Raw genomic sequence first — 19,209 nt, 5'->3', positions numbered from 1 at the left:
CCCATTTGCCGCGCGCCCTGCCGGGCCGCGCGGCCGGCCGAATTGCATACGAGGAGAGAGGCATGACGCGTACCGTCGATTCCGGCGTCATTTTTTTCGCACGCCTGGCGCTGGCGGCGTTGTTCTTGTGGGGCGGCATCATGAAGCTGCTCGGCTACAGCGACTTCGTCGCGTATCTGCACGGGATGAACGTGCCCTATCAGCAGGTCGTCGCGCCGATCGTCGTCGCGATCGAGGGGCTCGGCGGCCTGCTGCTGATCGTCGGCTACAAGGTACGGCCGCTCGCGTTGCTGATGGCGGTCTACACGATCGCGACCGCGATGGTCGGGCACAATTTCTGGGACGCGACGAACGCGGCCGTCCAGCACGACATGGTGATTCACTTCTGGAAGAACGTCGCGATCGCCGGCGGGTTCCTGCTGCTGTTCGTCACGGGCGCAGGCGGCGCGAGCATCGACGCGCTGCGCCGGCCGAGTTCGTCGTACGGCGTGCTGCGCTGAACCGGGCAGATTCACGCAGCCGCCGCCAGGCCGACGCAAGACAAAAGGGCCGAATCCCGCACGCCGCGGGATTCGGCCCTTCGTTCATCCGGCCCGCGCGTGCGCGCCGACGTTCAGCGTGCGTCCTTCACATCCTTCGCATCCTTCGAGAACTGCACGGCGATCGCGCCCAGCACGCAGATTGCCGCGACGTACACGACCGGCGCGAGCGGATTCGACTTCATCATCAGCGACACGATCACCGGCGTGAGGCCGCCGAAGATCGCATACGCGACGTTGTACGAGAACGAGATGCCCGAGAAGCGCACGACGGCCGGGAAGCTCTTGACCATCACGAACGGCACCGCGCCGATCGTGCCGACCATGAAGCCCGCGATCCCGTAGTAGAGCGGCAGCGTCGACGCATCGGCCGCGACCTGCGCGAACAGCAGGTAGTAGCACGCGGCCAGCCCGAGCCCGCCGATGCCGAGCACGCGCTTCGCGCCGATCCAGCCCGCGAGCGAACCCGCGGTGATGCAGCCGGCCGTCAGGCACAGCGTCGCGACGCTGTTCGCGAACAGCGTCGTCGCCGGCGTCAGGTGGAACTGCTTTTGCAGCAGCGCGGGCGTCATCAGGATCACGACGACGATCGCGGCCGACAGCATCCACGTGAGCAGCATCGACACGATCACCGCGCGGCCGTGGTCGCGCAGCACCGCCTTCAGCGGAATCTCGGCCGCGAGCGCCTTCTTCGCCTTCATCTCGGCGAACACCGGCGTTTCATGCAGCCAGCGGCGCAGGTACACGGAGAACAGCCCGAACACGCCGCCGAGCAGGAACGGGATGCGCCATGCGAACGCGCCGACTTCGGCCGTCGAGTAGCGGCTGTTGATGCCGGCCGCGACGAGCGAGCCGAGCAGGATGCCGGCCGTGAGACCCGCGGTCAGCGTGCCGCATGCGTAGCCGATATGGCGCGACGGCACGTGCTCGGACACGAACACCCACGCGCCCGGCACTTCGCCGCCGACCGCCGCGCCCTGCAGCACGCGGAACAGCAGCAGCAACACCGGCGCGAGGATGCCGATCGTGTCGTAGGTCGGCAGCAGGCCCATCAGCAGCGTCGGCACCGACATCATCAGCACGCTCAGCGTGAACATCCGCTTGCGGCCGAACAGGTCGCCGAAGTGCGCCATGATCACGCCGCCGAGCGGGCGCGCGAGGTAGCCGGCCGCGAAGATGCCGAACGTCTGCAACTGGCGCAGCCAGTCGGGAATGTCGTGCGGGAAGAACAGCTGCCCTATCGCCGGCGCGAAGAACACGAAGATGATGAAGTCGTAGAACTCGAGGGCGCCGCCGAGTGCGGCAAGGCCAAGGGTCTTGTAGTCGCTGCGCGTGAGCGCGCGTTCGGCGGCGCGAGGCACGCCGCTCAATTCGGAAGCTTGCATGGTCAGGACGATCGGTATTCGAATGTTGTTGTCGGTGCTGCGTCTCCAGGGCCCGCTTTTCGGCATGGACTGACAAGGCGCGGCTTGCGTCGTCGAAGCGTGCGGCGTGCCGGGTGGGGCGCGCAACACGCGCCGCCGCACCGGGATGGGGCACGGCGGAGACGAAGCGTCAAAGCGGGTGGGGGGATTCTACAGGAGCGCGAAATGCCTGCGCGCGGGCGCGCGCCGAGGACGGCTTCGGACCAGGCGGCCGAAGCGCGCGGCGCGGGCGGCCGGTGAGCCGCTGGCGCGCCGCGCGGGAAGGGGTGCGTATCAGTTGCCGGCGATCGTATCGACCGGCTTGAACGCGCCGCGCTCGACCTTGTAGATCGTCACCGGCGCATCCTTCAGGTCGCCCTTCGCGTCGTACGCGATGCTCGGGGCCGACACACCCTTGATCGACACCTTGCCGAGATACGGCGTGTACACCTTCGGGTCGGTCGAGTTCGCGTCCTTCATCGCGGTGAGCAGCGCGATCGTGCCGTCGTACGAATACGGCGAGTAGGTGATCACGTCTTCGTTGAAGCGCGCCTTGTAGCGGGCCGCGTAGCCGGAGAAGCCCGGCATCTTTTCCTTCGGCAGGCCGCCCATGTAGACGATCGCGCCTTCGGCCGCGTCGCCGCCGACCTTCAGGAACGTCGGCGAGCGCGACATTTCGCCCGTCACGAAGGCCGACTTCATCCCGAGCTGGCGCATCTTGCGGATCATCGGTGACGATTGCGCATCGCCGCCGCCGTAGAAGATCGCGTCCGGATTCATGCCCTTCAGGTTGGTCAGGATCGCGGAGAAATCGAGCGCCTTGTCGTTCGTGAAGTCGCGCTTGACGATCGTGCCGCCGGCCGCTTCCACGGCCTTCGCGAATTCGTCCGCGATGCCCTGGCCGTAGGCCGTGCGGTCGTCGATGATCGCGATGCGCTTGAAGCGCAGCGTCTTCACCGCGTACGTGCCGACGATGCGGCCCGCCTGCGCGTCGCTCGTCAGCAGCCGGTAGGTCGTCTTGTAGCCGCGCGCCGTGTATTGCGGCGACGTCGCCATCGAGATCTGCGGCAGCCCCGCGCGATCGTACAGGTCGGACGCCGGAATGCTGGTGCCCGAGTTGAAGTGTCCGATGATCCCGCGGACGTTGTCGTCGATCAGCCGCTGCGCGACGGTGGTGCCGGTGCGCGGGTCGGCCTGGTCGTCCTGCGAGTCGAGCTGGAACGTGACGGGCTTGCCGCCGATCGTCGGATGCGTCGCGTTGAAATCGGCGATCGCGAGCTGCACGCCCTTCTGCATGTCCGTGCCGTAATTCGACTGCGGGCCGGTCAGCGGTGCGGCGAAACCGATCTTGACGACGTCGGCGGCGATGGCGTGCGCGCCCGACAGTGCGCAGGCGGCGGCCAGCGCGACGTGCGATACCTTCAGCTTCACTTTCACTTCCCCTTGATGGCGTGGTTGGGCCGCCGCCGGCATGCGGGCCGGCGCCGGTAAACCGGGCGAGACGTATCGATCCGCAGGCCGGTGCGCAGCGGCGATGCGTGCTCGCCGCGTGCTGCGTGTGCTATGCCGGAATCGGCGTGCGCGACGGCGGATGCGACGGGTCGTGCGTGCCGATTGCGGCAGCGGCGGGATGTCGTCTCGTGACCGTGAAGCGAAGTCTAGATAGCGAAAATGCGTGCGTCTTGCGCGTTCGATGCGTGGCCGGCGACGATATCGGCATATCGTCGATTACCCTGATATATGCTGAAATCGTCATGGCGGATGCGCAAACCCGCCAAGACGCGGGTCGCCGGCATTTTTAGGATGGCGGATTCGGGGATGTGCTGGCAGTGTGTCGACGTGCTGCGCCGGCCGCGGCGAAAGCGGAACCTTCGCCGGCGCCGCATGCGTTTCGCAGTAGTTGTGTGCGCAACCTGTGCGGCTGACCGATGCGGCCGATCGCGACGCACGATGCAACCGGCCGCCGCCTTGCCCGCCCCGCCCCGCGCCCGGCGCGACGCGAACGAAGGGGCGCTCCTATAATCGACGCCATCTGCCACTCGCTTCGCGGTTGCCGGGATGACGACCTTGCTTGCCGTACCGCCCATGAGCCTGTCCGACACGTTGCGCTACCAGCCCGACAACGCCGATCTCGGCGCGATGCTCGTGCATTTCCGCCTGCTCGAACCGGTGTTCGATGCGCTGCCGGACGTCGCGTTCTTCGTGAAGGATGCGAGCGGCCGCTACGCGATCGTCAATCGCACGCTGGCGATGCGCTGCGGCTACAAGGACAAGCGCGACCTGCTCGGCAAGACGGCCGACGAGGTGTTTCCGCGTCGCTTCGGCCGCAGCTATTTCGAGCAGGACATGGCGACGATCAACGCCGGCCAGCAATTGATGGACCAGCTCGAGCTGCACCTGTATCCGGGCCGCCAGCCGGGCTGGTGCCTGACCTGCAAGGAGCCGCTGCGCGACGCCGCGGGCCGGGTGGTCGGCCTCGCGGGCATCTCGCGCGACCTGAAGGCGCACGAGGGATCGCACCCGGCCTACAGCCGGCTCGCCGACGTGGTCCAGCACATCCAGGATCATTACGTGCAGCCGCTGAACCTGAAGCAACTCGCGCAGATGGCCGGGATGTCGGTCGCGCAGCTCGAACGCTACTTCCACAAGGTGTTCCACCTGACACCGCGGCAGGTGCTGCTGAAGACGCGGCTCGACGCGGCCACCGCGCTGCTCGTCACGCACGACAAGGTGACCGACGTCGCCGCGCTGTGCGGCTACACGGATCACAGCGCGTTCACGCGTCAGTTCAAGGCGACGGTCGGCGTGACGCCGACGGAATACCGGTTGATGCTGCAGGAGCGGGCGGGGTGACGCAACTCGCCGGCGTGGCCGGCGCGTCGCGGGGATCGGGGTAAGGCGGGGAAGCGGGAAGGGTGAAGCGGTGAAAGCGGCGGCTCAGCGGTAGCCGAGCCCTTTCAGGACGGCCGTGCCGTCTTCGGTCAGCCGGAAGCTCGGGGCCGTATCGGGGTCGAGCTTGACCATTTCGACGAGGCCGGCTTCCTGCAGCGCGGGCAATTCGGGTTTGGCGTTCGCGCCGATCGGTGCATGCAGCAGCACGAGCAGCGTCGCGATTTCGTGATGACTGAGCAGGCGGCGCAGCATCGTCTTCTTTGCAGGGGGCGCGGCCGGGCGGCCCGCGGGTGCTTCTACGGCGCTCATCGCTTTCCTCCTTTTCGAGATGACCATCGGGTACTGGTTGCGGATGGTGCCGTCGAAGACTTAAGCGATTCTTAAAACCGTGGCGGACGGCGCAATGCTGCGCTGCGGTACGGGTTACGGGATGTAACGCCAGACGCCGCGTAGCTTCCCCGCTGATCGAGGCCGGCCGTGCGGGCGGGCCTTCGGCGGTGCGATTCACCACGATGGTGCGGGTGAAAGGTGGGCCGCCCGAATGGTCGCCGAATCGCTTGCGTGGTCCGGCCCCAACTCCGCTTCGCGTCCTTTCCTTATTTCCTGCGCTGCGCCTGCGCGGCGAGCCGCACGGCCGCATTCGCCGCGCCATAGCCGTCGTATCCGCCGCGCCGCTCGACGATCTCCAGCGAGAAGCGGTTGTCGACCAGCTCCGTGTACGCATGCAGGAATTCGCCGCCGTGCTCGTCGCGGTCGTACAGCAGGTGATGCGCGCTCAGCGTGTCGATCAGTTCGTCCGGCAGCGCGTAGCGCGCGGCGAGATCGTCGTAGTAGTTGGCCGGAATCCGCAGGAACGGCACGCCGTCGGCCGCGAACGCGGCGACCGTCTTCACGATGTCGTCGGTGCGGAACGCGACGTGGTTCAGCCCGGTGCCGTGGTAGCGGTCGAGCGATTCGGCGACGGCCGTATGGCGGTCGACCGACGCGTTCAGCGCGATCCGCACCGAGCCGTCGGCGCTGCGCACCGCGCGGCTGCGCATCAGCCCGTACGGGTCGGGCACGAGCCAGCTGCGCTCGGCCTCGAAGCCGAACGCCGTCTTGAAGAACAGGATCCAGGTGTCGAGCGCGTCGGCCGGCAGCGCGAGGCACACGTGATCGATGCCCGTCAGCGGGCCGACTTCGCTCGGGCCGTCGATGTCGGTCAGCACGAAGTCCGATTCATATAGCGTGGGCGTATCCGGCGCCTCGTCGACGAAATATTCGAGGCTGCCGTCCGGCGCCTTCACGCTCGGCAGCACACGCTCGTTCGGCCCGACCCGGCCGGAGAACGGCGCGTAGCCGAAGCCGGCCGCGCGTTCGAACGCCACTTTGGCATCGTCGACGCGGAATGCCGACGCGCACAGCGACAGCCCGTGCTGCTGGAAGAACGCATCGGCGAACGAGTCGCGCTCGGCGTTCAGCACGATCGACGCGGCGCCGTGCTGGAACAGCGTCACGTCCTTCGAGCGATGCCGGCCGGCGAGCCGGAAGCGCATCCGGCCCAGCCATTCGCCGACGGTCGCCGCCGCCGGTGCGTCGACCGCGAATTCGATGAACTGGAACCCGACGTGCGCGGGCGGGGCCGGCGGCGCGAACAGCGGTTGGCTGGCGGCCGGCGTGCGACCGTCCTGCGCGAGCCGCGCGCGCGTCAGGTCTTCCAGATAGAGCAGCGAGCGATGGCCGTCGGCGGCCGTGAGCGCGGTCGGCGCCGCGCGGAAGCCGTCGTTGAAGATCTCGAGCGACAGCGGCCCCGTATAGCCCGACTCGATCACGCGCGCGGTGAAGCGCGCCAGGTCGAAGTCGCCCTGGCCCGGGAACGAGCGGTAGTGGCGGCTCCATTCGAGCACGTCCATCACGAGCTTCGGCGCGTCGGCGATCTGCACGAACGCGATCCGGTCGCCGGGGATGTCGGCGATCGCGTCCGGCGAATCGTCGAGCGACAGCGTGTGGAAACTGTCGAGCGCCAGGCCGAGGTGCGGGCTGTTCACCGCGTTCACGAGCTTCCACGCGTGGCCGTACCGCTTCACGACGCGGCCCCACGCGAGCGCTTCGTACGCGGCCACCACGCCGGCCTGCCGCGCGGCTTCGGCGAGCACGCCGAGCTGGTCGACGAGCAGCCCGTCGTCCGCGATCGTGTCGGCCGCCACACTGCTGCAGACGAGGATGCGGTCGGTGCCGAGCGCATGCATCACGTCGAACTTGCGCTTGATCCGGTCGAGATTGCGCGCAAGCTGGGCCGCGCTCACGCCCTCGAAGTCGCGAAACGGCTGGAACAGCACGATGTCGAGGCCGAGGTCGGCGGCCATGCGCCGGACGTCGGCCGGCGATCCGTCGAAGTAGACGAGATCGTTTTCGAAGATTTCGACGCCGTCGAAGCCCGCGGCCTGGACGGCGGCGAGCTTCTCGGCGAGCGTGCCGGACAGTGACACGGTGGCGATCGAGCGCTGCATGGGCGTTTCCTGCGGATGAACAGGGCATGGCGCCGGTCGAACCGGCCCTGAATGAACCAGTCGTTGAGTTCCGTACGCGCGCCATATCCCGAATTTACTGGGTTAGTGATGCGTATTGTACAAACTAACTAGGTGGTACAAATTAGCGAAAACCCGAAAAGACAGCCCGCGTGCACGGGCGCACACTAGCGCCAAATTCCGATGTCTTCGGGGCGGCGCCGATCCTGGTCTGCCCCTGTTTCAGGAGCAGAAACACGATGAGCAAGCACAAGGTGCTGGTGCTGAACGGCCCGAACCTCAATCTGCTGGGCACCCGCGAGCCCCATATCTACGGCGCGGAAACGCTCGCCGATCTCGAGCAGCGCTGCCGCACGGCGGCGGAAGGGCTCGGGCTGGAAATCGAGTTTCGCCAGTCGAACGCCGAGCACCAGCTGATCGACTGGCTGCATGCCGCGCGTCACGACACGCACGGCATCGTGATCAACCCGGCCGCCTATACGCACACGTCGGTCGCGCTGGCCGACGCGCTTTCCGCGATCGCGAAGCCGGTGATCGAGGTGCATATCTCGAACGTCCATCGCCGCGAGGCGTTTCGCCACCATTCGTATATCTCGGCGATCGCCGAAGCCGTGATCTGCGGCTGCGGCACCGAAGGCTACGTGTTCGCGCTGCAGCGCCTGGCGACGCTGTTCGCGCAGGGGGCTGCCCGATGAGCCGCCCGTCGTTTCTGATCGGCCTGATCGGCCAGGGCATCGGCGGTTCGCTGTCGCCCGCGATGCACGAGGAAGAGGGCTTCCGCCAGGGCTTCGGCTACGTGTACCGGCGCATCGATCTCGATGCGCTCGGCGTGACCGTCGACGCACTGCCGCAACTGCTCGAGGCCGCGCAGCGGATGGGCTACAACGGACTGAACATCACGCATCCGTGCAAGCAGCGCGTGATCGAGCACCTCGACGCGCTGTCGGACGACGCGCGTGCGCTCGGCGCGGTGAACACCGTGCTGTTCAAGGACGGCAAGCGGATCGGCCACAACACCGACTGGTCGGGCTTTGCGAAATCGTTCCGCCGCGGGCTGCCGGACGCGAAGCTCGACCGCGTCGTCCAGCTCGGCGCGGGCGGCGCGGGCGCGGCCGTCGCGCACGCCGCGCTGCAGATGGGCGCGGCCGAACTGACGATTTTCGACGTCGACGGCACGCGCGTCACCGCGCTGGCGGGCGAATTGCAGCAGCGCTTCCCCGCCGCCCGGGTCACGCCGGGCAGCGATCTCGCGGCCGCGATGCGCGCAGCGACCGGCCTGATCCACTGCACGCCGACCGGCATGGCCAAGCATCCGGGCCTGCCGCTGCCGGCCGAGCTGCTCCACGCAGGCATGTGGGTGGCCGACATCGTGTATTTCCCGCTCGAAACCGAACTGATCCACGCCGCGCGCGCGGCCGGCTGCGCGACGCTGCCGGGCGGCGGGATGGCCGTGTACCAGGCCGTCGACGCGTTCGAGCTCTTCACCGGGCGCACGCCCGACGCCGAGCGGATGTTCGATCACTTTCAGTCGCTCGTCGCGCGCTGACCCCCTTGCAGACACAGAAAGAGAGACAGGAGACGACCATGCAACACACCACCCACACGAGCGCCGCGCCGGCGCAGGCGGCCGGCACGGTCCGGCGCACGTCGGCGCGCTACAAGATCCTCGCGCTGCTCGCGATCGGCACGATGATCAACTATCTCGACCGCACTGTGCTGGGCGTGGCGGCGCCGCAGCTCACCAAGGAGCTCGGCATCAACGCGGCCGTGATGGGCGTCATGTTCTCCGCGTTTTCGTGGACGTACGTGGCGATGCAGGTGCCCGGCGGCTTGTTCCTCGACCGCTTCGGCAGCAAGATCACCTACTACTGGTCGATGACGCTGTGGTCGCTGTGCACGTTCCTGCAAGGCTTCGTGCCGGGCGTCGCGACGTTGCTCGCGTGCCGGCTCGGTCTCGGCGTGACGGAAGCGCCGTGCTTCCCGACCAACAGCCGCGTCGTCGCGACGTGGTTCCCGCAGAACGAACGCGCGATGGCGACCGGCACCTACACCGTCGGCGAGTACATCGGCCTCGCGTTCTTCAGCCCGGTGCTGTTCGCGTTGATGGGCGCGTTCGGCTGGCGCTCGCTGTTCTGGGTGGTCGGTGCGGTCGGCATCGTGTTCGGCCTGGTCTGGTGGAAGTTCTACCACGAGCCGCGCAACCACCCGGGCGCGAATTCGGCGGAACTGGCCTATATCGAAGCGGGCGGCGGTCTCGTGCACGGTGCGCGCAAGGACGGCGACAAGAGCGGCAAGCCGGCGCAGGCCAAGTTCAGCTGGTCGATGGTCGGCCAACTGGTGAAGAAGCGCCAGCTCGCGGGCATCTGCCTCGGCCAGTTCGCCGGCAACTCGACGCTCGTATTCTTCCTGACCTGGTTCCCGACCTATCTGGCAACCGAGCGCCACATGGGCTGGCTGAAGATCGGCTTCTTCGCGGTGATGCCGTTCATCGCCGCGTCGGTCGGCGTGATGTTCGGCGGGATCTTCTCCGACTGGCTGCTGCGCCGCGGCAAGTCCGCGAACCTCGCGCGCAAGCTGCCGATCATCGCGGGCCTGCTGCTCGCGTCGACGATCATTCTCGCGAACTACGTGCAGAGCAACGAGGCGGTGATCGCGATCATGTCGGTCGCGTTCTTCGCGCAGGGGATGGCCGCGCTCGGCTGGACGCTCGTGTCGGACATCGCGCCGGACGGCCTGCTCGGCGTGACGGGCGGCATCTTCAACTTCGCGGCGAACCTGGCGGGCATCGTCACGCCGCTCGTGGTCGGCTTCATCGTCGCGTCGACCGGCTCGTTCGTCGGCGCGCTCGTGTTCATCGGCGTGATCGCGCTGGTCGGTGCGCTGTCGTACATCTTCGTCGTCGGCGACATCAAGCGGATCGAGCTGTAAGCACCGGCTCCACGCACACTCGGTGCGTTCGCCCGGCGGCCGGTTGGCCGCCGGGTTTTTTGTTTGCGCGTGCCGACCGGTCGGCACATACCTCGCTTCATGCGGGCTGCATGGCGATGCCGAGCGATTCGATTGCCTGCGCGATCGCGGCGACCGCCCGCCGGATATCGCCCGCATCGATCGCGCCGATGCAGCCGACGCGGAACGTCTCGAGCCGCGTCAGTTTGCCCGGATACAGGATGAAGCCCGCGTCGCGCACCGCGTCGTAGAAACGGCGGAAATCGTAGGCTGGATGGTCGGGCGCGTGAAACGTGACGATCACCGGCGCCTGCACGCTCGCGTCGAGGAACGGCACGAAACCGAGCGCGCGCATCGATTCGACCAGCGTCCGGCAGTTGTCCGCATAGCGCGCGCCGCGCGCCGGCTGGCCGCCTTCGGCGAGATACTGGTCGAGCGCGGCGCGCAGCGCGGCAATCACGTGCGTCGGCGGCGTGAAGCGCCATTGCCCCGTCCTGCGCAGGTACGCGTACTGGTCGTGGAGATCGAGCGCGAGCGAGGGCGAGTTGCCTTCGCTCGCGTCGAGCGCGTCGCGCCGCACGATCGCGAATCCCATTCCCGGCACGCCTTCGAGACATTTGCCGCTGGCCGAGATCAGCGCGTCGATGCCGCTGTCCGCCAGCGCGATCGGCAGCGCGCCGAACGAACTCATCGCATCGACGATCAGCCGCTTGCCGTGCCGCCGGCACGCGGCCGCGATCGCGTCGAGCGGATTCAGGATCCCGGCGCTCGTTTCCAGGTGCACGAGCGCGACGTGCGTGATGCGCGGCTCGCGCGCGAACGCAGCCTCAATGGCCGCCGCGTCGACGGCCGCGTCTTCGCCGAACGGCAGCGCGATCGCGTCGATACCGAGCCGGCCGAGAATTTTCAGGATGCGCGCGCAATACGCGCCGTTCTCGGGCACCAGCACGACGCCGTCGCGCGGCACCAGCGTGCCGAGCGCGGCTTCGACCGAGAACGTGCCGCTACCCTGCATCGGCACGCATACGTACTCGTCTCCGCCATGCGCGATGGCGACGAGATCCGCGCAGACGCTGGCCGTCAGCTGGTTGAAAGCGGCATCCCACGACCCCCAGTCATGTTGCATTGCGTGGCGTGTTGTGGCGGACGTGGTGAGCGGGCCGGGCGTGAGCAGGATCGGGTCGGGCATGGCTTTTGTCTCCAGCAAAGGGCGAACGAAACACCGGACGGCATTTCCGAATGACTTGCATGATAGTGGCAAAATGTGTCATTTTTTGGAAATTGTGGCATTCGTCACGGCTTTGTCATCGAACGCTGTGATCCTTCGGTTGCCGCGCGACACCCAGCCTGAGCGCGGTAGCGAGGCGGGCCGCCAGGCGGCTCGCCCGAAGACAACAGGAGAGCCGGATCGTGCCCCGGCCGTTTGGTGTTCCGCCTACGGAGAAGTGAGATGACACTGCAGAAACCCTCGCGCGCCGCCGCCGGCGCGTTCCGCAAACTCGCGCTGGCCGCCTGCGCCGCCGGTCTGCTGCAAGGCGCCGCGATGCCGGCGCATGCGGCAAACGCGGTCGTGCTGTACACGGCGGACGGCCTCGAGAACCTCTATCGCGACGTGCTGCCGGCTTTCGAGAAGAAGGAAGGCGTGAAGGTCAACATCGTGACGGCGGGCAGCGGCGAGGTGGTGAACCGCGCGAACATCGAGAAGAATTCCCCGAAGGCCGACGTGATCGTCACGCTGCCGCCGTTCATCCAGCAAGCCGGCCAGATGGGCCTGCTGCAGCCGTACCAGAGCGTGAACTACAAGAACGTGCCGGCCATCGCGAAGGCCGAGGACGGCACCTGGGCGACGTTCGTGAACAACTACTTCTCGTTCGCGATCAACCCGGACGTCGTGAAGAACCAGCCGAAGACGTTCGCCGACCTGCTCGCGCCGGCCTACGCCGGCAAGGTCGCGTACTCGAACCCGGCCACGGCCGGCGACGGGATGGCCGTGCTGATCCTGACGACGTCGCTGATGGGCGAGGACAAGGCGTTCGACTATCTCGCGAAGCTGTCGCAGAGCGTGAAGTTCCACACGAAGGGCACGGGTTACCTGAACGTGCTGCTGTCGCGTAACGAGATCAGCGTCGCGAACGGCGACCTGCAGATGGACCTCGACGACGCCGAACACGGCGCGCTGTCCATCAAGCCGATCTTCCTGGCCGCGAAGGACGGCGACCAGCCGACCACGTTCCAGCTCCCGTACGGCATCGGCCTGATCAAGAGCGGCCCGAACCAGGACGCCGGCCGGAAGCTGATCGACTACCTGATGTCGACGGAAGTGCAGTCGAAGGTGCCGGACATGTACGGCATCCCGGGCCGCACCGACGTGCCGCTGGCCGGCAAGAACGGCGAAGCGGTCAAGAAGGCGATCGCGGGTGTGAAGCTGATTCCGGTCGACTGGACCCAGGTGATGGCGAAGAAGCCGGTGTGGATCGAGCGCTGGAAGAAGGACGTGATCGGCAGCTCGGGCAAGCAGCTCGACGTCGTCAAGCCGAAGTGATCGGCGCACGCCGCCTGTATTCGCGAGCAAGAGGATGAACCCGGTGGAAACCACCCTGACCCATCCCGGCGCATTCGGCGCCGCCGAACCGCACGCGACGCTGCGGTCCGGCGCGCCGGGCGGCGTGCAGATCGAGCATCTGAGCGTGCGCTACGGCGCGCGCACGGTGCTGGAGGATCTGTCGCTGTCGATCGGCGCCGGTGAATTTCTGACCGTGCTCGGCAAGAGCGGTTGCGGCAAGACCACGCTGCTGCGCTTCATCGCCGGGTTCGTGAAGGCCGACGGCCTGACCGGCACGCTGACCGTTGCCGGACGCGACCTGACCTATGCGCCGCCGCACAAGCGCAACCTCGGTCTGCTGTTCCAGAATTACGCGTTGTTCCCGCACCTGTCGGTGTTCGAGAACGTCGCATTCGGGCTGCGCGCGCGTGGCATGGCGTCGTCGGAAGTGACGCGCCGCGTCGCCGATGCGCTGAAGCTCGTGCAGCTCGGCGACGCGGGTCACCATCTGCCCGCGCAACTGTCGGGCGGGATGCAGCAGCGCGTCGCGCTGGCCCGCGCGCTGGTGATCGAGCCCGACGTGCTGCTCCTCGACGAGCCGCTGTCGGCGCTCGACGCCAACCTGCGCGCGTCGGTGCGCAGCGAACTGAAGGCGCTGCACGAGCGCCTGCCGAACCTGACCGTCGTCTGCGTGACGCACGACCGCGACGATGCGCTCGTGCTGTCCGACCGCGCGCTGCTGATGCGCGATGGTCACATCGCGCAGCTCGGCACGCCGCAGCAGTTGTACGACGCGCCGCGCGACGGCTACGTCGCGCGCTATCTCGGCCCGGCGAACCTGCTGCCGCCGCATGTGATCTTCCCGCTCGGCGATCCGCGCCACGAGGTGCGCGGCAAGGTCGCGTGCGTGCGTCCCGAGCGGCTGACCGTGATGCCGCCCGCAGCGGGCGGCCTGCACGGCACGGTGTCGTCGGTCGAATGGCAGGGCGCGGACCTGTCGATCGCCGTCGTGATCGACGCGGCGCCCGACGAGCCCGTGCGCGTCACGATGCAACGCGGCCGCGGCGCGGCTCCCGAGCGCGGTGCGCGCGTGTCCCTGCATTGCGAGGCAGACGATGTCGTCCTTATCGAGCCCTGAAGCCGGCCTGCCGCCGCACGTGCGCGCGTCGGCCGCCGCACACGCCGCGGCCGCGCGGCGCCGCAGGCGCATGGGCGATTTGCACCTCGCCGCGCTGGCGATCGTCGTGCTCGGCCCGCTCGTCGTCTATCCGCTGGTGCGGCTCGTGCTGCTGAGCGTGTCGGGCGATCACGGGCTGAGTTTCGCCGCGTACCGCACCTTCTTCGGCAATCCCGACACGCGCAACGTGCTGCTGACGACGCTCGGCGTGCTGTTCGCGAGCGCCGGCACCGCATCGGTGTTCGGCGTGCTGCTGGCCGCGCTGCTGTTCTTCAAGCCGTTCCCGGGTGCATCGCTCGTCACGCGCTTCCTGGAGCTGTACGTCGCGTTTCCGTCGTTCCTCGTCGCGTTCACGCTGATCTTCCTGTACGGCTCGCAGGGCTCGATCAGCATCGCGCTGCAGCACCTGTTCCATCTCGAGCATCCGCCGCTCGATTTCCTGTTCGGCATCGGCGGCGTGATTCTCGCGCAGACCGTGTTCTACACGCCGTTCGTCGTGCGGCCGACGCTCGCGTCGTTCGCGACGCTGGACCTGCGGCTGATCGAAGCCGCGCGCAGCCTCGGCGCGCCCGGCTGGATGCTCGCGCGCCGCGTCGTGCTGCCGATCGCGTGGCCGGGCATCGCCGCCGGCACCGTGCTGTGCTTCCTGCTGACGCTGAACGAGTTCGGCATCCTGCTCGTGCTCGGCAGCGCGCGGCTCGTCACGTTGCCGGTCGCGATCTACAGCAGCGCGACCGTCGATCTCGACCTGCCGACCGCGTCGGCCGGCGCGGTCGTGATGTTGACGCTGTCGCTGGCGTTGTATGCGGTTTATCGCCGGGTGAACCGGCGTGCGACGGGAGGGAACGATGTCCGCTGAATTCCGTATCGGGCAGGCCGTGCCGCGGCACCAGATCGGCTGGACCGACGCGTTGCTCAAGCATGCGTCGCGCGCCGCGCTCGCATTGGCCGCGTTCGCGTGCTTCTGGCTGTTCGTGCTGCCGGTGATCGTCGTCGCGCTGTCGAGCGTGTCGACGCAGTGGTCGGGCACGATCTTGCCGGCCGGCTACAGCCTGCGCTGGTTCGAGCGGCTCGGCTCGCCGGAATACGACGCGCTGGTGACGAGCCTCGAAATCGGCTTCGGCGTATCGGCGCTCGGCACGATCCTCGGGCTGTGGCTGGCGCTCGCGCTCGAAGGGCGCGACCGGCGCGGCCTCGGGGCGGTCGTCGACGCGCTTGTGATGGTGCCGAACGGCGTACCGAGCGTCGTGCTCGGGCTCGCGGTGCTGATCGCGTATCACCGGAAGCCGCTCGACCTGTCCAGCTCGGCGGCGATCGTCGTGCTGGTGCAGCTCGCGCTGATTCTGCCGTTCTGCTATCGCTGCGCGGCCGCCGCGCTGCGCCCGGAATTGACCGTGCTGCGCGAAGCTGCCGCGAGCCTCGGTGCGCCGCCCGCGATGGTGCTGCGCCGCGTGCTGCTGCCGCAGCTCGTGCCGGCGCTGCGCGCGAGCCTCGCGCTCGGCTTCGCGCTGTCGCTCGGTGAGCTCGGCGCGACGCTGACGGTATATCCGCCCGGCTTCGCGACCGTGCCGATCGTCGTGATCGGGCAGGTGGAGCGCGGCTACTACCTGCCGGCGTCGGCGCTGTCGCTGCTGATGCTCGGCGCGTCGCTCGCGGCGTTGCTGCTGATCGCCGCGCGCGTGCCGCGCGGCAAGCGGGCGGCATCATGAACGCCGCGTTCGCGTTGCGGCTCCCCGGCGAGCAACCGGCCGCCGGCAAGGGTGCGCCGGATCTCGCGGGACGCTCGATCGACGTCAACGGCCGGCGCTACCGGCTGCCGGTCGAGCCGACCGTCGTCATCTGTGTCGACGGCTGCGAGTACGACTATCTCGAACGGGCGGTGGCAGCGGGCGTCGCGCCGTTCATCGGCCGGATGATCGAGCAAGGCACCGCGTGGCGCGCCGATTGCGTCGTGCCGACCTTCACCAACCCGAACAACCTGTCGATCGTCTGCGGCGTGCCGCCGTCGGTTCACGGCATCTGCGGCAACTACTTCTGGGATCCGGCCGCCGACGGCGGGCGCGGCGCCGAAGTCATGATGAACGACCCGGCCTACCTGCGGGCCGGCACGCTGCTCGCCGCGGCGTCCGACGCCGGTGCGCGGGTGGCCGTCGTGACCGCGAAGGACAAGCTGCGCCGGCTGCTCGGCTGGCAGCTGAACGGCATCTGCTTTTCGGCCGAGAAGGCCGCGCAGGCCAATCTCGCGGAAAACGGGATCGTCGACGTGCTCGACTGGGTCGGCCTGCCGTCGCCGGATGTGTACAGCGCGGCATTGTCCGAATTCGTGTTCGCGGCCGGCGTACGCCTCGCGCAGACGCGGCAGGTCGACCTGATGTACCTGTCGACCACCGACTACGTGCAGCACAAATGCGAGCCGGGCAGTGCCGGCGCGAACGCGTTCTACGCGATGATGGACGGCTACCTCGCGCAGCTCGACGCGCTCGGCTGGGCGATCGGGCTCACGGCCGATCACGGGATGAACGCGAAGCACGATCCGGCGACGGGCCGGCCGAACGTGATCTATCTGCAGGACGCCTTCGACGGCTGGTACGGCACGCAGGCGGCGCGCGTGATCCTGCCGATTACCGATCCGTACGTCGTGCATCACGGCGCGCTCGGTTCGTTCGCGACGATCTACCTGGCGCCGGGCGTCGATCGGCCCGAAGCGATGTGGCGCATCGGTGGCCTCGATGGCGTCGAGCTCGTGCTCGACAACGCGGAAGCCGCCGCTCGTTTCGAACTGCCGGCCGACCGGATCGGCGATCTCGTCGTGATCGGCCGCCGCGACATGACGCTCGGTACGCGTGAACGCGACCACGATCTGTCGGGCCTCACGGTGCCGCTGCGTTCGCATGGCGGCGTGTCGGAGCAGGAGGTGCCGCTGCTGTTCAATCGCCGTATCGAGCGGGACGATCCCGCACGTCGCCCGCGTAACTTCGACGTGTTCGATTTCGTGTTGAACCGGATCGCGACATGATGGCTCATCCGCGGCAAGATCATCCGTCGTTTCGTGCCGAAGCGTTGCGTTGGTGCGGCACGCGCGCGATGCGCGAGCGCACGCTCGACGTCACGGACCCGTACACGGGCACGCGCGTCGGCACCGCGCCGCTCGCCAGCGTCGACGACGTGCGCGCGGCGTTCGATTACGCGATGGCTTACCGGCCGACGCTGACGCGCTACGAACGCTCGCAGATCCTCGAACGTGCGGCCGCGCTGCTGCGCGAGCGCACCGAGGAGGCGTCCGACCTGATCACGCTCGAGTCGGGATTGTCGAAACAGGATTCGCGCTACGAGATCGGCCGGGTGGCCGACGTGCTGAAGTTCGCGGCGGTCGAGGCGCTGCGTGACGACGCGCAGAGTTTCTCTTGCGACCTGACGCCCCACGGCAAGGCGCGGCGCGTGTTCTCGCAGCGCCAGCCGCTCGACGGCGTGATCGTCGCGATTACGCCGTTCAATCATCCGATGAACCAGGTCGCGCACAAGATCGCGCCGGCGATCGCGACCAACAACCGCGTGATCGTGAAGCCGTCGGAGAAGGTACCGCTGTCGGCGTTCTATCTGGCCGACCTGCTGTATGAAGCCGGGCTGCCGGAACCGATGCTGCAGGTGCTGACCGGCGACCCGGCCGAGATCGCGGACGAGCTCGTCACGCATCCGCATGCGTCGCTGATCACGTTCACGGGCGGCGTCGCGATCGGCAAGGCGATTGCGGCGCGGGCCGGCTACCGGCGCATCGTGCTGGAGCTGGGCGGCAACGACCCGCTGATCGTCCTCGCCGATGCCGATCTCGACCGCGCGGCGTCGCTCGCGGTGTTGGGCTCGTACCGGAATTCGGGCCAGCGCTGCACGGCCGTCAAGCGGATGCTGGTGCAGCGCTCCATCGTGCCGGCGTTCACCGAATTGCTCGTCGAGAAGACGCGCGCCTGGAAATACGGCGATCCATTCGATCCCTCGAACGAAATGGGCACGGTGATCGACGAAGCCGCGGCGCGACTGTTCGAGGCACGCGTGAACGAGGCGGTCGCGCAGGGCGCGCGCCTGCTGACCGGCAATGTGCGGCGCGGCGCGTTGTACGCGCCGACCGTGCTCGACAACGTCGATCCGTCGATGACGCTGGTGCGCGAGGAGACCTTCGGGCCCGTGTCGCCCGTCATCGCATTCGATACGATCGACGACGCGATCCGGCTCAGCAACGGCACGGCGTTCGGGCTGTCGTCGGGTGTCTGTACGGACAGCACGGCCGCCGTCGTACGGTTCGTGAACGAGTTGAACGTCGGCACGGTGAACGTATGGGAAGTGCCCGGATACCGGATCGAACTGTCGCCGTTCGGCGGGATCAAGGATTCGGGGCTCGGTTACAAGGAAGGCGTCCAGGAGGCGATGAAGAGTTTCACGAACCTGAAGACGTTTTCGCTGCCTTGGGAGTAAACGAATGGCGCTGACGGTGGAAGAGATCCACGGCCTGTATCGCGAGCATGGCCATGTGGCCTATAGCGGCGAACCCGTCACGCAGCTCGAGCATGCATTGCAGAGCGGGTTGCTGGCGGAAGCGTCCGGGGCGGACGAAGCGCTGGTCGCGGCGGCGTTCCTGCACGACCTCGGCCATTTGCTGAATCGCCAGGGCGACACGCCGAGCGCGCGCGGGATCGACGATCTGCATCAGTATTACGTGCTGCCGTTCCTGCGGCCGCTGTTTTCCGACGCGGTGCTGGAGCCGATCCGGTTGCACGTCGACGCGAAGCGCTGTCTGTGCCGCACGGACGCCGGCTATTTCGAGAGCCTGTCGCCGGACTCGGTGCGCAGCCTGGCGTTGCAGGGCGGTATCTTCAGTGACGAGGAAGCGGCGGCGTTCCTGCAGCGCCCGTTCGCGGAGGACGCGCTGCACCTGCGCCGCTGGGACGATACGGCGAAGGAGCCAGGCAAGGCGACGCCGGATCTGGATCACTATATGGCGATCGTCGCACGCCAGGCGCGCGTGGCTTCCTGACGGTTCGGTTGCTTCTATATAAGGCGCCGCACGCGGCAGCGTGCGGCGCCTTATATTTTTTGCGAAACCCCTTGCGCGATCGCCGTGAGCTGCATAGAATCACGCCTCTTTCGCGCTAACGGAAACGCGGCGCGGAAGGAAGGGAAGCAGTGCTGTTGGAGTTCGGAAGTAGCGAGC

The 19,209-nt window shown here is 67.8% G+C and carries 17 protein-coding genes; 12 read left to right on the top strand and 5 right to left on the bottom strand.

The window, feature by feature from the left end:
• Positions 1–62 precede the first annotated feature (62 nt).
• Positions 63–500: a DoxX family protein gene (locus tag KU887_RS24345; RefSeq protein ID WP_006491342.1), complete on the top strand. Its 438-nt coding sequence runs from the start codon at positions 63–65 to the stop codon at positions 498–500.
• 113 nt (positions 501–613) lie between these two features.
• Here KU887_RS24345 and KU887_RS24340 read toward each other — a convergent pair whose 3' ends face one another.
• Complete coding sequence (locus tag KU887_RS24340; protein WP_006494264.1) at positions 614–1,924, bottom strand: MFS transporter; 1,311 nt, start codon at positions 1,922–1,924, stop codon at positions 614–616.
• 312 nt (positions 1,925–2,236) lie between these two features.
• Entirely contained in the window at positions 2,237–3,415 is a 1,179-nt protein-coding gene (locus KU887_RS24335) for a branched-chain amino acid ABC transporter substrate-binding protein (RefSeq protein WP_006489492.1), read from the bottom strand.
• 585 nt (positions 3,416–4,000) lie between these two features.
• Here KU887_RS24335 and KU887_RS24330 point away from each other — a divergent pair.
• On the top strand, positions 4,001–4,795 hold the full coding sequence (locus KU887_RS24330; RefSeq protein WP_006489480.1) for an AraC family transcriptional regulator: 795 nt from the start codon (positions 4,001–4,003) through the stop codon (positions 4,793–4,795).
• Positions 4,796–4,879: 84 nt separating this feature from the next.
• On the opposite strand, the gene KU887_RS24325 is transcribed toward KU887_RS24330, so the two are convergent.
• Both KU887_RS24325 and KU887_RS24320 read right to left on the bottom strand, forming a co-directional pair.
• On the bottom strand, positions 4,880–5,143 hold the full coding sequence (locus KU887_RS24325; protein ID WP_006489463.1) for a hypothetical protein: 264 nt from the start codon (positions 5,141–5,143) through the stop codon (positions 4,880–4,882).
• 287 nt (positions 5,144–5,430) lie between these two features.
• Positions 5,431–7,323, bottom strand: coding sequence for a bifunctional sugar phosphate isomerase/epimerase/4-hydroxyphenylpyruvate dioxygenase family protein (locus tag KU887_RS24320; RefSeq protein WP_077021346.1), 1,893 nt, complete (start codon positions 7,321–7,323; stop codon positions 5,431–5,433).
• A gap of 257 nt (positions 7,324–7,580) precedes the next feature.
• On the opposite strand from KU887_RS24320, the gene aroQ reads away from it, so the two are divergent.
• Genes aroQ through KU887_RS24305 form a run of 3 tightly spaced genes read left to right on the top strand, consistent with a single transcriptional unit; the run spans position 7,581 to position 10,269 of the window.
• The gene (aroQ, locus tag KU887_RS24315; RefSeq protein WP_006489476.1) at positions 7,581–8,036 is read left to right on the top strand and encodes a type II 3-dehydroquinate dehydratase; all 456 of its coding nucleotides are present in this window, start codon (positions 7,581–7,583) and stop codon (positions 8,034–8,036) included.
• On the top strand, positions 8,033–8,887 hold the full coding sequence (locus KU887_RS24310; RefSeq protein WP_258255665.1) for a shikimate dehydrogenase: 855 nt from the start codon (positions 8,033–8,035) through the stop codon (positions 8,885–8,887). The genes aroQ and KU887_RS24310 overlap by 4 nt, the downstream gene beginning before the upstream one ends.
• Before the next feature lie 38 nt (positions 8,888–8,925).
• A complete protein-coding gene (locus KU887_RS24305; RefSeq protein ID WP_006489486.1) occupies positions 8,926–10,269 on the top strand; it encodes an MFS transporter in 1,344 nt (447 codons plus the stop codon).
• Positions 10,270–10,366: 97 nt separating this feature from the next.
• On the opposite strand, the gene KU887_RS24300 is transcribed toward KU887_RS24305, so the two are convergent.
• Entirely contained in the window at positions 10,367–11,476 is a 1,110-nt protein-coding gene (locus KU887_RS24300) for a 2-aminoethylphosphonate--pyruvate transaminase (RefSeq protein WP_048985297.1), read from the bottom strand.
• A 261-nt stretch (positions 11,477–11,737) separates the two neighbouring features.
• On the opposite strand from KU887_RS24300, the gene phnS reads away from it, so the two are divergent.
• From phnS to KU887_RS24265, 7 genes are read left to right on the top strand one after another with little or no spacing between them, the layout of a single operon-like run.
• Positions 11,738–12,829 (top strand): 2-aminoethylphosphonate ABC transporter substrate-binding protein, encoded by a 1,092-nt coding sequence (gene phnS, locus KU887_RS24295; RefSeq protein ID WP_006489475.1) that lies wholly within the window; start codon positions 11,738–11,740, stop codon positions 12,827–12,829.
• A 34-nt stretch (positions 12,830–12,863) separates the two neighbouring features.
• The gene (gene phnT, locus KU887_RS24290; RefSeq protein WP_006494272.1) at positions 12,864–13,967 is read left to right on the top strand and encodes a 2-aminoethylphosphonate ABC transport system ATP-binding subunit PhnT; all 1,104 of its coding nucleotides are present in this window, start codon (positions 12,864–12,866) and stop codon (positions 13,965–13,967) included.
• Positions 13,945–14,865, top strand: coding sequence for a 2-aminoethylphosphonate ABC transporter permease subunit (gene phnU, locus KU887_RS24285; protein ID WP_006494273.1), 921 nt, complete (start codon positions 13,945–13,947; stop codon positions 14,863–14,865). Before phnT ends, phnU begins: the two co-directional genes overlap by 23 nt.
• Positions 14,855–15,715: a 2-aminoethylphosphonate ABC transport system, membrane component PhnV gene (gene phnV, locus KU887_RS24280; RefSeq protein ID WP_006494274.1), complete on the top strand. Its 861-nt coding sequence runs from the start codon at positions 14,855–14,857 to the stop codon at positions 15,713–15,715. The genes phnU and phnV overlap by 11 nt, the downstream gene beginning before the upstream one ends.
• The gene (gene phnA, locus KU887_RS24275) at positions 15,712–17,022 is read left to right on the top strand and encodes a phosphonoacetate hydrolase (RefSeq protein WP_048985294.1); all 1,311 of its coding nucleotides are present in this window, start codon (positions 15,712–15,714) and stop codon (positions 17,020–17,022) included. Before phnV ends, phnA begins: the two co-directional genes overlap by 4 nt.
• Positions 17,019–18,473 carry a phosphonoacetaldehyde dehydrogenase gene (phnY, locus tag KU887_RS24270; protein WP_258255663.1) on the top strand — a complete coding sequence of 485 codons (1,455 nt, stop codon included), beginning with the start codon at positions 17,019–17,021 and terminating at the stop codon, positions 18,471–18,473. Before phnA ends, phnY begins: the two co-directional genes overlap by 4 nt.
• 4 nt (positions 18,474–18,477) lie before the next feature.
• Positions 18,478–19,032 carry a phosphonate degradation HD-domain oxygenase gene (locus KU887_RS24265; protein WP_006489482.1) on the top strand — a complete coding sequence of 185 codons (555 nt, stop codon included), beginning with the start codon at positions 18,478–18,480 and terminating at the stop codon, positions 19,030–19,032.
• Positions 19,033–19,209 lie beyond the last annotated feature (177 nt).

The sequence above is a fragment of the Burkholderia sp. EMB26 genome (assembly GCF_024730645.1).
Lineage (GTDB): Bacteria > Pseudomonadota > Gammaproteobacteria > Burkholderiales > Burkholderiaceae > Burkholderia > Burkholderia cenocepacia.
This window is presented reverse-complemented; position numbering and strand designations above follow the sequence as displayed.

Coding starts and splice junctions, on each gene's coding strand:
- phnU (WP_006494273.1), top strand. CDS start 13,945: ATGTCGTCCTTATCGAGCCCTGAAGCCGGCCTGCCGCCGCACGTGCGC.
- KU887_RS24325 (WP_006489463.1), bottom strand. CDS start 5,143: ATGAGCGCCGTAGAAGCACCCGCGGGCCGCCCGGCCGCGCCCCCTGCA.
- phnS (WP_006489475.1), top strand. CDS start 11,738: ATGACACTGCAGAAACCCTCGCGCGCCGCCGCCGGCGCGTTCCGCAAA.
- KU887_RS24330 (WP_006489480.1), top strand. CDS start 4,001: ATGACGACCTTGCTTGCCGTACCGCCCATGAGCCTGTCCGACACGTTG.
- aroQ (WP_006489476.1), top strand. CDS start 7,581: ATGAGCAAGCACAAGGTGCTGGTGCTGAACGGCCCGAACCTCAATCTG.
- phnV (WP_006494274.1), top strand. CDS start 14,855: ATGTCCGCTGAATTCCGTATCGGGCAGGCCGTGCCGCGGCACCAGATC.
- KU887_RS24335 (WP_006489492.1), bottom strand. CDS start 3,415: ATGCCGGCGGCGGCCCAACCACGCCATCAAGGGGAAGTGAAAGTGAAG.
- KU887_RS24265 (WP_006489482.1), top strand. CDS start 18,478: ATGGCGCTGACGGTGGAAGAGATCCACGGCCTGTATCGCGAGCATGGC.
- KU887_RS24305 (WP_006489486.1), top strand. CDS start 8,926: ATGCAACACACCACCCACACGAGCGCCGCGCCGGCGCAGGCGGCCGGC.
- phnT (WP_006494272.1), top strand. CDS start 12,864: ATGAACCCGGTGGAAACCACCCTGACCCATCCCGGCGCATTCGGCGCC.
- KU887_RS24300 (WP_048985297.1), bottom strand. CDS start 11,476: ATGCCCGACCCGATCCTGCTCACGCCCGGCCCGCTCACCACGTCCGCC.
- KU887_RS24340 (WP_006494264.1), bottom strand. CDS start 1,924: ATGCAAGCTTCCGAATTGAGCGGCGTGCCTCGCGCCGCCGAACGCGCG.
- phnY (WP_258255663.1), top strand. CDS start 17,019: ATGATGGCTCATCCGCGGCAAGATCATCCGTCGTTTCGTGCCGAAGCG.
- KU887_RS24310 (WP_258255665.1), top strand. CDS start 8,033: ATGAGCCGCCCGTCGTTTCTGATCGGCCTGATCGGCCAGGGCATCGGC.
- KU887_RS24320 (WP_077021346.1), bottom strand. CDS start 7,323: ATGCAGCGCTCGATCGCCACCGTGTCACTGTCCGGCACGCTCGCCGAG.
- phnA (WP_048985294.1), top strand. CDS start 15,712: ATGAACGCCGCGTTCGCGTTGCGGCTCCCCGGCGAGCAACCGGCCGCC.
- KU887_RS24345 (WP_006491342.1), top strand. CDS start 63: ATGACGCGTACCGTCGATTCCGGCGTCATTTTTTTCGCACGCCTGGCG.